Origin of the sequence: Herbaspirillum sp. GCM10030257 (assembly GCF_042666555.1) — a bacterium.
GTDB lineage: Bacteria > Pseudomonadota > Gammaproteobacteria > Burkholderiales > Burkholderiaceae_D > Noviherbaspirillum.
This window is the reverse complement of sequence record NZ_JBHTDH010000005.1, coordinates 332,097-345,850: the sequence shown is the minus strand read 5'-3', so window position 1 is coordinate 345,850 and position 13,754 is coordinate 332,097. Positions and strand designations below refer to the sequence as shown.

Annotated in this window: 11 protein-coding genes; 7 read left to right on the top strand and 4 right to left on the bottom strand. The window is 58.8% G+C overall.

The window, feature by feature from the left end; genetic code table 11:
* Positions 1-2: 2 nt before the first annotated feature.
* Positions 3-1,481, bottom strand: a complete 1,479-nt coding sequence (locus tag ACFQUU_RS10490) for a DNA-3-methyladenine glycosylase 2 family protein (protein ID WP_382246598.1) — start codon at positions 1,479-1,481, stop codon at positions 3-5.
* Between the two features lie 240 nt (positions 1,482-1,721).
* Here ACFQUU_RS10490 and ACFQUU_RS10485 point away from each other — a divergent pair, with 240 nt between their 5' ends.
* From ACFQUU_RS10485 to ACFQUU_RS10460, 6 genes are all read left to right on the top strand, one after another.
* Positions 1,722-2,894: a substrate-binding domain-containing protein gene (locus tag ACFQUU_RS10485; RefSeq protein WP_382246595.1), complete on the top strand. Its 1,173-nt coding sequence runs from the start codon at positions 1,722-1,724 to the stop codon at positions 2,892-2,894.
* Between the two features lie 229 nt (positions 2,895-3,123).
* On the top strand, positions 3,124-3,918 hold the full coding sequence (locus ACFQUU_RS10480; RefSeq protein ID WP_382246592.1) for an ABC transporter ATP-binding protein: 795 nt from the start codon (positions 3,124-3,126) through the stop codon (positions 3,916-3,918).
* Positions 3,915-4,652 carry an ABC transporter ATP-binding protein gene (locus tag ACFQUU_RS10475; RefSeq protein WP_382246589.1) on the top strand — a complete coding sequence of 246 codons (738 nt, stop codon included), beginning with the start codon at positions 3,915-3,917 and terminating at the stop codon, positions 4,650-4,652. The genes ACFQUU_RS10480 and ACFQUU_RS10475 overlap by 4 nt, the downstream gene beginning before the upstream one ends.
* Before the next feature lie 126 nt (positions 4,653-4,778).
* A complete protein-coding gene (locus ACFQUU_RS10470; protein ID WP_382246716.1) occupies positions 4,779-5,738 on the top strand; it encodes a branched-chain amino acid ABC transporter permease in 960 nt (319 codons plus the stop codon).
* 7 nt (positions 5,739-5,745) lie between these two features.
* On the top strand, positions 5,746-6,804 hold the full coding sequence (locus ACFQUU_RS10465) for a branched-chain amino acid ABC transporter permease (RefSeq protein ID WP_382246586.1): 1,059 nt from the start codon (positions 5,746-5,748) through the stop codon (positions 6,802-6,804).
* A complete protein-coding gene (locus ACFQUU_RS10460; RefSeq protein WP_382246583.1) occupies positions 6,801-7,637 on the top strand; it encodes an alpha/beta fold hydrolase in 837 nt (278 codons plus the stop codon). The genes ACFQUU_RS10465 and ACFQUU_RS10460 overlap by 4 nt, the downstream gene beginning before the upstream one ends.
* Before the next feature lie 34 nt (positions 7,638-7,671).
* Here ACFQUU_RS10460 and ACFQUU_RS10455 read toward each other — a convergent pair whose 3' ends face one another.
* Positions 7,672-8,034 (bottom strand): DUF1304 domain-containing protein, encoded by a 363-nt coding sequence (locus ACFQUU_RS10455; RefSeq protein WP_382246580.1) that lies wholly within the window; start codon positions 8,032-8,034, stop codon positions 7,672-7,674.
* Positions 8,035-8,348: 314 nt separating this feature from the next.
* Between ACFQUU_RS10455 and ACFQUU_RS10450 the strand changes: the two genes are divergently transcribed.
* A complete protein-coding gene (locus ACFQUU_RS10450; RefSeq protein WP_382246577.1) occupies positions 8,349-11,267 on the top strand; it encodes an EAL domain-containing protein in 2,919 nt (972 codons plus the stop codon).
* Positions 11,268-11,317: 50 nt separating this feature from the next.
* Here ACFQUU_RS10450 and ACFQUU_RS10445 read toward each other — a convergent pair whose 3' ends face one another.
* On the bottom strand, positions 11,318-12,439 hold the full coding sequence (locus ACFQUU_RS10445) for a GNAT family N-acetyltransferase (RefSeq protein WP_382246574.1): 1,122 nt from the start codon (positions 12,437-12,439) through the stop codon (positions 11,318-11,320).
* Between the two features lie 297 nt (positions 12,440-12,736).
* Positions 12,737-13,480, bottom strand: coding sequence for a YceI family protein (locus ACFQUU_RS10440; protein WP_382246572.1), 744 nt, complete (start codon positions 13,478-13,480; stop codon positions 12,737-12,739).
* Between the last annotated feature and the right edge of the window lie 274 nt (positions 13,481-13,754).

The window sequence follows — 13,754 nt, the reverse complement described above, 5'->3', positions numbered from 1 at the left end:
GTCTATCCCATCCACAATGAAAGTGCGGCATAACCGCGCCATGGCGCCCAGGCACTGGCCCGGGCGGCAAGTTGCTTTTCCGTGAGACGGCCACCCTCTTCGGCCGCTGCTTTTTGCAGTCCAAGGTCGCCGGCTGGAAAGGCATCAGGAAAACGGAGCGCCCGCAACGCAATGTAATGCGCAGTCCAGTCACCGATGCCACGTACCGTCCTCAGGCAGGTCACCGCATCGTCCAGCGTCATGCCTGGCCGCATATGCAAGCCGCCTTGCGCGGCAAATTGCGCAAGGTTGCGTATCGTCTGCGCGCGTGTCTGCGGCAAGCCGATGGCCGCTATATCACTGACGTCCGCCTGTGACAGCACTGCCGGCAGCGGAAAGGCGTGCGTGACGGCGGCAAACGGCGTGGCTGATAGTGTCCCGAAGCGCTGCACCAGCCGTCCCGACAGCGTGGTGGCACCGGCCACGCTGACCTGCTGCCCGAGCACAGCCCGCACGGCAAGCTCGAAAGCGTCGAATGCACCTGGCACGCGCAGGCCCGGCGTCGCGGTGATACGCGGGCCGAGCAACGGGTCCTGCTTCAGATGCGCTTCAATGATGGCCGGGTTGGCATCGAGGTCGAACAGCTTGCGCATCCGTCCGAGCAGCGGCATCAGGACCGGGGCCAGCGACGGTGCGACTTCCAGTTCGAGCTGATGCCGCGATGGCACATGCGTGGCGCGCACCCATCCGGTGGCGCTATCCAGACGCACGCTGCGCAAGTAAGCCGCCGCTTGCAGGTCCACCGCCTCGACTCCGGCGATCGCGCGACCGGACAGGTAGCCCAGCAAGCGTTCCCACTGGAGCGGAGGACGATAGGCAAGGCGCAGCGTCAATGCATCGGGTGTTGCCGTGGGTCTTGGCACCGCACGGCGAATGCTGCCGGGCGCCATCCCGTAGCGCTGGGCAAACAGGGCGTTGAATCGCCGGACACTGCCGAAGCCCGCGGCAAACGCCACATCGGTCATCGGCATCTGGGTTTCCTGCAACAGCTTCTTGGCGAACAACAGTCGTTGGGTCTGCGCCAGTTCAACCGGGGTAACACCGAAATGCTGCAACAGCACACGCCGCAGCTGCCGTGACGACAGTCCGACTTCCGCGGCCAGGCGTTCGACATCGCCATCATTTAACGCACCGCTGGCGATACGCTGCCACACCGCATGCGCCAGGTTTTCCTGAAGCGCGTACGGCGCCAGTTCCGGACGGCAGCGCAGGCAAGGACGAAAACCGGCAGCTTCGGCCGCCGCCGCGCTGCTGAAGAAACGGCAGGACGAAGCGCGCGGCGTCTTCACCGTGCATACCGGCCTGCAGTAAACGCCGGTCGTGGTCACTCCGGTGAAAAACACGCCGTCGAACCGCGTATCTTTCGCAGCGAGCGCACGGTAGCAGCTGGCGCTGTCCATGGCATCTGGCGGCTCTACAGAGAGGGGGGTAACGGTATCCATGTCGAACGTTATACGCGCCGGCCGGCTCAGCGTCTAGCCGTTTTCGGACACCATCCGACGCCTGCCTTTTTGCGGCAATGCGCTCACAATGCGCCGGATCAACGTCCATCGTAGTTTTACTACTTTCCTCGAAACACGCCTTGGAGTAACCTGCTTCAAGCCTGATTCCGTCCGCCGTCCGCTACGGTTCCACGACAGATCACGGCAGTAAAAACAACAACTCTTCAGAGGAAGTGAGACATGAGACATCACCTGCTTGCGGCAGTCGCCGCGCTTTGCTGCACCACAGCAGTCCACGCCAAAGATATCAAGATCGCCCACGTGTACGACAAGACCGGTCCGCTGGAAGCCTACGCGAAGCAGACGCAGATCGGCCTGATGATGGGCCTGGACTATGCAACAGGCGGCACCATGACGGTGAACGGCAACAAGCTGGTGGTTATCGAAAAGGATACCCAGGGCAAGCCTGACGTCGCCAAGTCGCAGCTTTCCGCTGCCTATGCCGACGACAAGGCCGACATCGCGGTCGGCCCGACCGGCTCCGGTGTGGCGCTGGCGATGCTGCCGATCGCCGAAGAATACAAGAAGATCCTGCTGGTCGAGCCGGCGGTCGCCGATGCGATCACCGGCGACAAGTGGAACCGCTACATCTTCCGCACCGGCCGCAACTCTTCGCAGGACGCGATCTCCAACGCCGTGGCGCTCGATAAGGAAGGCGTGACCATTGCCACGCTGGCGCAGGACTATGCGTTCGGCCGTGACGGCGTCAAGGCTTTCAAGGACGCGCTGAAGAAGGCCAAGATCGTCCATGAAGAATACCTGCCGACCAATACCACCGACTTTACCGCCGGTGCGCAACGTCTGTTCGATTCGCTGAAGGACAAGCCGGGCCGCAAGGTGATATTCATCATCTGGGCTGGCGCCGGCAATCCGTTCAAGATCGCCGACCTCGATCCCAAGCGTTACGGCATCGAGATCGCCACCGGCGGTAACATCCTGCCGGCCATGGCCGCCTACAAAAACTTCCCCGGCATGGAAGGCGCGACCTACTACTACTTCGGCATTCCGAAGAATCCGGCCAACAACTGGCTGGTGTCCGAGCACTACAAGCGATACAAGAATCCGCCTGACTTCTTTACCGCCGGCGGCATGTCGGCCGGTATTGCACTGGTAGAAGCGCTGAAAAAGACCGGTGGCGACACCAATACCGAAAAGCTGATCTCGACCATGGAAGGCATGAGCTTCGAGACGCCGAAGGGCAAGATGACTTTCCGCAAGGAAGACCATCAGGCGATGCAATCGATGTATCACTTCAAGATCAAGGTCGATCCCGCTTTCCCATGGGGTGTCCCGGAGCTGGTGCGCGAGATCAAGGCCGAAGACATGAACATTCCGATCAAGAACAAGCGTTGATTGATTGAGTGGTGTGGCGAGGTTGTGACAGCTTCGCCATCGGAACCACAATTTATCCGTAATTCTTCCTCATGCCGGTCCCCTCCCCCTCGTAGGGGGAGGGTTAGGGTGGGGGTGTGAAGGTTGAATCAAGCGCAGCCCCCTGCACGACCTCCTCACCCCCATCCCAGCCTTCCCCCTACGAGGGGGAAGGAGCCCGCATGCAGGTGATTTCAACCGCGGAGCACCCATGTCCCAGCCTCAATCCCCGGGCTCTCACGCCGGCACACTTGAAACCCGCGACCTGACCATCCGCTTCGGCGGCCATGTCGCTGTCAATGCGGTGTCGTGCAAATTCGCCCCCGGTACCCTGACCGCCATCGTCGGCCCCAACGGCGCCGGCAAGACCACCTATTTCAACCTGATCTCCGGTCAACTCAAGCCGAGCGCAGGTCAGGTGCTACTCAACGGGAATGACATCTCATCGCTGTCGGCCTCGGCGCGCACCCATGCCGGCCTGGGCCGCGCCTTCCAGCTGACCAGCCTGTTCCCGAATCTCAGCGTGATGGAAAACGTGCGACTGGCCTTGCAGTCGCGCCGTCGTGTGGGCCTGGATATGTGGAATGTCTGGAGCCACCATCGCGACCTGATCGAGCGGGCCGAGCAATTGCTCGACAGCGTGGCGCTGCTTTCCAAGCACGACGTGCAGGCATCGGCCCTGCCGCACGGTGACCAGCGCAAGCTGGAAGTCGGGCTGCTGATGGCGCTCGATCCCGATGTCTACATGTTCGACGAACCGACGGCCGGCATGAGCGTCGATGAAGTGCCGGTGATCCTGGACCTGATCCGTGCGCTGAAGGCGCGAGGCGACAGGACCATCCTGCTGGTCGAGCACAAGATGGACGTGGTGCGGGAACTGGCCGACCGCATCATCGTGCTGCACAACGGCACCCTGATGGCCGACGGCGACCCGGAAACGGTGATTTCGTCGCCGGTTGTACAACAAGCGTATCTCGGCCTTGCGCCGGTGGAGGAAGCGGCATGAATGCCCCCTTGCTCAAACTCGACGGTGTGCATACGCATATCGGCGCCTATCACATCCTGCACGGCGTCGACCTTGACGTGCCGCGCGGACAACTGACCATGCTGCTGGGCCGCAACGGCGCCGGTAAAACCACGACGCTGCGCACCATCATCGGCCTGTGGCAGGCATCGCAGGGCCGCATCAGTTTCGACGGCCGGGATATTACCGCAACGTCGACACCCGATATTTCGCAGCTGGGCATCGCGTACGTTCCCGAAAGCATGGGTATTTTTTCCGACCTGTCGGTCAAGGAAAACATGCTGCTGGCGGCACGTGGCGCACGCCGCGTCGATGACATCGACACGCAGCGGCTGGAGTGGATCTTTGGCTTGTTCCCGGCGATGAAAAAATTCTGGCTGCACCCGGCGGGCAAACTGTCCGGTGGCCAAAAGCAGATGCTGGCCGTATCGCGCGCCATCGTCGAACCGCGCAAACTGTTGCTGATCGACGAGCCAAGCAAAGGCCTGGCGCCGGCCATCATCGCCAACATGATCGCCGCCTTCCGTGAGCTGAAGCAGACCGACACGACCATCCTGCTGGTCGAGCAGAATTTCAACTTCGCCAGGCAACTGGGCGATACGGTAGCGGTGATGGATGACGGCAAGATTGTGCACCGTGGACAGATGGCGGAACTGGCAGAGGACGAAGAGTTGCAAACCCGCCTGCTCGGCCTGTCGCTGGCTGCGCATCATTAAGGAATAACGATGGGAACGACAACGGAACAGACTTCCGCAGTGCCGATCACAGACAAGGCAGGGACAACCGTGGACAAGGCAACGCCCGTAGCCATCGCGCCGCCGGTGGCCAGGAAAATCGACTGGATGCCGCTGGCACTGGTGCCAGTGCTGGCCCTGGCCGCCCTGCCCTTCGTCGGCTCCACGTCGACCTGGGTCACGCTGACCGCGGCCGGGCTGGCGATGGGAATGATCATCTTCATCATCGCTTCGGGCCTGACGCTGATCTTTGGCCTGATGGACGTACTCAACTTCGGCCACGGCGTGTTCATCGCACTTGGCGCCTTCGTCGCGGTGTCGGTGATGGGTTCGATGTCGGACTGGAGCAACGCCGACAGCCTGGCGCAGAACCTTGGTGCGCTCGGCTTGGCGATGCTGGCGGCAATGGTCGTGGCCGGCGTGCTCGGCGCCGTATTCGAACGGGTGCTGGTGCGGGTGGTGTACGGCCAGCATCTGAAACAGATACTGATCACGATGGGCGGCATGGTGGTCGGCGAAGAATTGATCAAGGTCATCTGGGGCCCTGCGCAAATTCCGCTGCCCTTGCCGACCGCCCTGCGCGGCTCGGTGCTGCTCGGTGACGCAGCCATCGAAAAATACCGGCTGATCGCGGTGGTGGTTGGACTGGCGGTGTTCGCTGCGCTGGTCCTGGTACTGAACCGCACCAAGCTCGGACTGCTGATCCGTGCTGGCGTGCAGGATCGCGAAATGGTCGAAAGCCTCGGTTACCGGATCCGCCGCCTGTTCGTCGGCGTCTTCATTGCTGGCTCGGCCCTGGCCGGCCTCGGCGGCGTGATGTGGGGCCTGTACCAGCAGAATGTGATTCCGCAGATGGGCGCGCAGGTCAACGTGCTGATCTTCATTGTCATCATCATTGGCGGCCTCGGCTCTACCGGCGGCTGCTTCCTCGGCGCGCTGCTGGTTGGCTTGCTGGCCAACTACACCGGCTTTCTGGTGCCGAAAGTCGCCCTCTTTTCCAACATTCTCCTGATGATCGCCATTTTGCTGTGGCGTCCGCAGGGCGTCTACCCGGTCACGAACAGGTGAGCAGCCGATGATTACCCGCATACTTTCTCACGATTTGCCGCGCAGCCGCATCCTGGCGGTGATCCTGACCGTGATCGTGCTCGGCCTGGCATTGGCACCGTTCATTTTTCCTGGCGCAAAGTCACTCAACGTGGCCGCGAAGATTCTGATCTTCATTGTGCTGGTGGCCAGCTTCGATCTGCTGCTTGGCTATACCGGGATCGTTTCCTTCGCGCATACGATGTTTTTCGGCATCGGCGCTTACGGCATCGCGATTGCCAGTACCCGCATGGGGCCGGGCTGGACCAGCCTGCTGGCAGGAGCGCTCGGCGCGATGTTGCTGTCGCTGCTGCTGTCGCTGGTGATCGGCTTGTTTTCACTACGGGTGCGGGCGATCTTTTACGCGATGATTACGCTGGCGGTGGCCTCGGCATTCCAGACGCTCGCTTCGCAATTGTCGGAAATCACCGGCGGTGAAGATGGCTTGAATTTCAAACTGCCGGAAGTCCTGGCGCCGTCCTTTCAGCTGAGCGACAACCCTTTTCTCGGCGCCTCGCTCGATGGCAGGTTGATTACCTACTATCTCGTGTTTTTCAGCGCGGTCGTGTTGTTCCTGGCCATGCTGCGCATTGTCAATTCTCCATTCGGCCGCGTGTTACAGGCGATTCGTGAAAACGATTTCCGTGCAGAGGCGATCGGTTATCGCACCGTCGTCTACCGCACCTGGTCGAATGTGCTGGCCGCCGTATTTGCCACGCTGGCCGGCTGCCTGCTGGCGATCTGGCTGCGCTACAACGGCCCGGACACCTCCTTGTCCTTCGAGATCATGATCGACATCCTTCTGATCGTCGTGATCGGCGGCATGGGCACCATGTATGGCGCGATCTTCGGCGCCACGGTGTTCCTGCTGGCGCAGAGCTATCTGCAGGACCTGATGGGCATGGCGGCAAACGCAATGCAATCGGTGCCGCTGCTCTCGGCGCTGCTGTCGCCCGACCGCTGGCTGCTGTGGCTGGGCATCCTGTTCATCCTGTCGGTGTACTTCTTCCCGACCGGCATCGTAGGCAAACTGCGGGAGCGTCAATGACCCCATCGTCCCATTACACACTGTGCTGCCGGCGTGAAATTCATTACGTCGAATGGGGCACGCGCGGCCAGCCGCCGATCATCATGTGGCACGGGCTGGCGCGCACCGGCCGCGATTTCGATGACCTGGCGGAAGCACTGTCTGATCGCTATCACATCATTTGTCCGGATACGCCGGGACGCGGGTTTTCACAGTGGAGCCCCGATCCCGATAACGAGTACTGCCTTGCCTTCTATGCACGTATTGCGGCCGAACTGGTTGACCGGCTCGGCTTTTCGCAAGTACGCTGGGTCGGCACCTCGATGGGCGGCGCGATCGGTACGGTGGCAGCGGCAACCACGCTGAAGGACCGTATCAGTCACCTGGTACTCAACGATAACGGGCCGGCACTGGCTGCCGCAGCGATTGAGCGGATCAAGGCTTATGCGGGCAATCCGCCGCAGTTCGACACCCTGACGGAATTTGAAGAGTTTTTGCGCACCGTGTACAAGCCCTATGGCTGGCAAAGCGATGCGCAATGGCGGCGCATGGCCGAGACTTCGGCGCGGCGTCTGCCGAACGGAAAAATCACGCCGCATTACGATCCCGCGATGGTGCGCCAGTTCATCGTCCATCCACAAGATTACGATCTGTGGGAAGCCTATGACACGCTCACCATGCCAACCATGGTGATGCGCGGGATCGATTCCGACCTGCTGCTGCAGGACACCGTCGAGGAAATGACGCGGCGCGGTCCGCGTGCGCAACTGGAAGTGATTGCCGGCTGCGGACATGCGCCGGCCCTGAATGTCCCGGAACAGATCGGCCTGGTGAGGGACTTTCTGAAGCGCTAGAGCGCTTTCGGTCCGCTGTGGGCCTGCCTTGGGCTTACTTTGCCAGCATCAGCACCGCCAGCCCCAGTACTGCGGGTACAGTCTGGATGAACAGGATGCGTCGCTGAACGGTAGTCGCACCCCAGATGCCTGCCACCGCGACACAGACCAGCCCGAATACCGCAAAGGCTTTGCCAATGGCTGGATCGGGATGCAGGAAATATACCGCCAGCGCAGCCGCCAGAAAGCCGTTATAGCAGCCTTGATTGGACATTGCCGGCGCCATCATTTCGACCTGCTGCTCCGTCAGTCCGAAGACCTTGCGCCCACGACTGCGAAACAGTACCGTTTCCAGCAAAAAGATATACACGTGGATTAGCAGCACGATACCGATCAAGACATTAGCGAGCATTAGCATGGTGTTCCCTCCGCGAAAATTCGTTCTAGCGTACAACATCCTTCTCGATATGGGGAATGAGCGCGCCATCCGCCACAATCGTCCTGACAGGTAACCACCGCCCATTGTCTGGTAGGCCTGAACTTTTGTGCTGCAATGTGCTCTTCGCATAAGGCATGCACCATTTTGAATAGCGGTCACGGCGAACCCCAGTCGTGATTTTCGCAAGAGCGACAAGCTAAAGCCTGCACACCGGAACGCAGGCGCCCCTCATAGGCAAGACTTCGACTGCGCGGCTCCGCCGCCAAAGCGCAGCACCTTGGCAAGGTCAAGATATGCCAGATGATCCGGAATGGCCGACAGGCGCCGGTAAAATGCGGATTGCTATCCGTAACTTCGATTGGTCGACCACCACCCTCGGCCCGCTCCATGCATGGCCGCAATGTTTACGTACTACAGTGGACATCCTGCTTGGCATGCCCATGCCGGCGCTGCTGCTATGGGGAAGCGACGGCATCATGCTCTACAACGATGCCTATGCCCTTATTGCCGGTGCCCAGCATCCCTGGCTGCTGGGCCGCAAGGTCGAAGATGGCTGCTCGGAACGCGCCGATTTTCACACGCAAGTGATGAAGGTCGTCCTGGCCGGCGAGCCGCTTCTTATTCGCGACCAGGAATTTCTGATTGAGCGCAATGGTGAAACGGAAAGCGCCTGGCTCAATCTCGATTTTTCCCCGGTGCTCAATGAGCGAGGTGTTCCAACGGGGGTACTGGCTATTGTCACGGATACCACCGAGCGCGTCAGGGTCGAGCAGGCCTTGCGCGCAAACGAAGCGCGCCTGTCGGCAATTTTTGCCCGCGCGATGGTGGGCTTGTCGGAGATTTCGCCCCAAGGCAAATTCATTCGTGTCAACGATGAGCTGTGCCGCATGCTCGACCGCCCGCGCGAGTTGCTGCTACAAATGGGCGTGCCGGATGTGACGCATCCAGAGGACATACCGAAAAGCCTGGCAGCGCTTGGTGCCTTGCTGGAGCACGGCGTACCCGCGTCCATTGATAAGCGCTATGTGCGTCCCGACGGCAGCCTGGTATGGGCCAACAGCAGCGTGACCCGACTGGACGATGAATACGGAGAGCCGGTTTCCTTGCTAGTGGTAACGGTTGACCTTACCGCACGGATGCAGGCCGAGCAGGCGCTGTCGGAAAGTGAAGCGCGCTTTCGCGCCCTTGCCGAGACCTGTCCGGCACTGATCTGGCATATCGATCCTTCTGGCAGCGTCAAATACGTCAATTCGCGTACTGTCGACCTGATGGATATTCCGCCGGAACAATTGTTCGGCACGTCATGGATCACGCTTCTTCACCCTGACGACACGGCACCTTATCTGAAGGCCATCCGCCATGCACAACTGGCACGCGCGCCGATGACGCACCGCCTGCGTGTGCGGCGTACCCATGATGGATGGCGCTGGCTGGAATCGCATGCGGCACCATGGTTTCGTGAGGATGGTGAGTATGCGGGGCACGTCGGCATTTCGCTCGATGTGACCGATGAAGTACGGGCGCTTGAAGAACTGGCGATCAGCAATGAGCGCCTCAACTTTGCCATTGAAGGCTCGGGCGACGCGATCTGGGACTGGCACATCGTGTCCAACCAGATGCTGCATTCAGACAAGTTGAACCAGGTGCTCGGTTTGTCGGAGCCGAAGCAGATGTTTGCCTATGGTGAATGGGAAAAACGCGTGCACCCGGAAGATTTGCCACAAGTGCTATCCGCACTCAATGCCTGTCTGAAAGGCAGCACCGGATCATTTCAGAGCGAATACCGGACGCGCTCCGATCGCGGCGACTGGAAATGGTTGCGTACGCGCGCCATCGTCGTCCAGCGGGACGCGCACAATAATCCACTGCGCATGACCGGCACGGTGTCGGACATTACGGAAAAACGGCGATCGGAAGAGATCATCTGGCACCATGCCAACTTCGATACCCTGACCGGCCTTCCGAATCGCAGGTTGTTTCGCGACCGCCTGGACCATGATGTCAAGAAAGCGCACCGCACTCATCAACCGCTGGCTCTGCTCTTTATTGATCTCGACCGTTTCAAGGAAGCCAACGATTTACTTGGCCATGACATCGGTGACCAGTTGCTGGTCGAAGCGGCGAGGCGTATCAGCGGTTGCGTGCGCGAATCGGATACTGTGGCCCGGTTGGGCGGCGACGAATTTACCGCCATACTGACCGAACTCGACGATCTCGCGCACGTGGAAATACTGGCACAAAAGATGATCGACACACTGGCTTCGCCTTTCCATCTGGCCAGCGAAGTCGTGTATTTGTCTGCAAGCATTGGCATCACCATGTATCCGAACGATGCAAGCAGTCCGGAAAACCTGATCCGCAACGCTGATCAGGCGATGTATGCTGCAAAGAATGGGGGACGCAACCAGTTCAGCTACTTTACGCGTTCGATGCAGCAGGATGCGCATGCAAGGCTGCGACTGATTTCAGACTTGCGCAAGGCGCTCTCCAGCGACCAGCTGAAGGTGTATTTCCAGCCGGTCGTCGATCTTGCAACCGGTGACGTCACGAAAGCCGAGGCACTGTTGCGCTGGCATCACCCCCGGTTGGGGTTGATCGATCCACCGCAATTCATCCCTTTTGCCGAAGAGTCCGGACTGATCAGTGAAATCGGTGAATGGGTATTCCATGAAGCAGCATCCTGGTCCGGACACTGGGGACGCCGGCTTGGTATACCTTTCCAGATCAGCGTCAACAAGTCGCCAGTGCAATTCATGTCACGCAGCCATGAAAGCAACTGGGCTCATTACCTGCAGCGGCTCGGGCTGCCCGGCAGCAGCATTTCCGTGGAAATCACGGAAGGTACCTTGCTCAACGCATCGGCGCGCGTGGCAGACAAGCTGCTGCAATATCGTGACGCCGGCATCCAGGTAGCGATCGACGATTTCGGAACCGGATATTCATCGATGGCTTATCTGCGCAAGTTTGATATCGACTACCTGAAGATCGACCAGTCATTCGTGCGCGATGTCGCCATTGATGCAGGCGATCGTGCAATTGTCCGTTCCATCATCGCCATGGCACATGAGCTCGGCTTGAAGGTAATCGCCGAAGGCATCGAGACCGATGCACAGAAATTTTTGCTGATGGAAGCCGGCTGTGACTATGGCCAGGGTTTTCTGTTTTCGAAAGCCATACCACCGGAAGAATTTGAAAAGGTGCTGGGTGCATAACATTCCACAACCATCCAATGCAGAATGATCCGCAACACCCTCGTAGCAACTTAGCTCTTCCTGACCGGCCTGCGCGCCAGCAAGGCGCGCGCTGCGCCGACTGCAGCCTTGGCCCCATGCAGGGTATCGATGGTTGCCTTGATCGCAATGCCTAACTGGTCCTTATCGCGTGACCGCTGCAGCAACCAGCTGCGCACTTGCAAGGCATTACCCAGGAGAGCGTTATGCAGCGCACGCCGGCCGTTGAACACCATGTATCTGCGCGAACGGTAGAGTGCGATGTGGTCGAGGTTGCGCTGCACACCTAGCAGCCGGTACTTGTATTCATACCGTCCCCACAGGAAGTGGTATTCCCTGCCGCCACGCGCAATGCATTCGCAGATGGTGAGATAACAGCATACGGTGCCGAGACCATAATCATTGAATGCAGGGTCATGTGCGATCACCTTCAGAAAATAATTGTCTCCGATGCGAAAATTGATCGTACCTGCGCAGACCCGCCCGTCAATCGTGACCACGCTCACCATGCCGAACTTGCGAGCGAAGTTCAGGATCCGCTCAGCTTCGATATCATCGATATAGGACGAGCGATGTTTGTCCGCCATCCTGGCGCGGTTCATGGCGATGATTGCACGCACATGCTCTTCTCTTATCTCCTCATGGGTGTACACATCATGTCGCAGCGTCGGAAAATCACGCCGCAACTTGTTCTGATAACGATTGATATAGCTGCGTGTCGACTTGCCCAGCTTTGACCGATATGCCTCGGTCGATGACGGTAATTCGAGCACGATATCTTCCGTGCAGCTGAAGTGCTGGCAGGGAAAATCTACCCGTTTCAGTTCGGCTTCTACTGCATGGAAAAGGATGATGTTGACGCTGCTGAAAGTGGTAAAGATGTAGTTGGCGAACCGGGTGACTTCCTGAGCGTCAAGCCGTATCTGCTCATTGAGTACGCGGACGGTATCCTTGTCCCGGCGCAGCAAAAGAATGGCCACCGGTTCGTTCTTCCGGCGCGCGACATAGATACTGACACCGGACGACAAGTCGCCATAGGTACGGTGATGCGCAAGCGTGGAGTAGAGGTTCTGGTACAGTTTTTCCAACTCATCCTCCAGTGCATGGGGGATGGAATTTTCAAATAGCGAAATCGAAATATCGTTTGAGGTCATGAGCGGAGACAAGACGATTTGTAAGCGAAAATCAACAGAAACAACATGCACTGTCCGAGTCTGCTCTGAATATCATCATGTCCCGCATGTTCCCTGTTTTCCACCGCACATCTGCATCTCTTTGTGTCCGCTCAAACTGCGCTGCTAAGTCCCTGCTTTTTCCATGGACGGATAGGCGAGCTGAAACAAACCGCGTTTATCCGCACATCGTTGGGACTCATCTTCGCACGCGGCATGACATAAGTGTTCCATCCTGACGTATCGACTAATGCAATGTATTTGCCTTTTCTATCAAGGCTAAGGCGACAGTTGTCCAGACGATGGCTGTAACGGTGCTGTAGCGATATGGAAACGCAGGTCGATCCGGTCCTCGACCTGCAGTGCTCCGCCGAGCACCGAAAAAGGAACAATGCCGAACTCACTCTGTCGGAAAGAGATACGGCCTTCGGCCAAGACGCCATTGCCTTGCCGGGTAATGCGTGCCGGCACGTCCATGTTACGCGTCACGCCATGGATCGAAAGTGCGATATGCAAGAGATTGGCTTGTGTAGCGTCACGGCTAATCCGTACATGCGCGAGCGGATAACGTGCGCTCTCCAGCACTTTGTCGAGCATGTTGCGGCGGGTACCTTCAATGGCTTGCTGCGGCAAGTCTGGATCAAGTCCGGCCTCGGCACGCAATGGCACTTCATCGACCGTCAGACTGTCGAGCGGAATGGCAAGATCGGCACGTCCTTCATCGGGCGCGACCCACCCGCGCACATCATGCGATGCAACTATATGTTCATGGCCGAGTCGTGCCAGCCTTCCACCCCGATGCACTTCAATCACGATCAGCGATTTTTCGGTATCGACCGCGAGTACCGGTTTGCCCGCGGCATGCAACTGCAAGTAATAGCGTTCATCTTCCGCTTGGAGCGTCCGGGCAGCTGGCACCATCTGCACTGTTGGCTTTGTAGGCACAGGCACGCAGCCATTGAGAATCAGGAATAAGGCTAGTAACAGTGCTGTCAACGCTGCTTGGTGTCGGATGCGATTCATTGCTTCACCCTGCCAGCGTAACTTTGGCTAGTTGTGATTAACGTCAACGTTGCATCATCGGGAAAAGCGCTGGAGTGGCTTTCCGGTTTGAAACTCTGAAACCAAAGGTTACAAGATCATGCATCGACGCTTAATTGTTATCAAGAACCTATCGAGGCATACCCTGCATCATGGCATGACAAGTTTTCCAGCTTTTGTTCTGCAGGAAAGAATATGACTTGCGAAGCACCGTGCCGCCGCAGTTGTAGCAAGCGGTCGGCCACCATTGATTTTC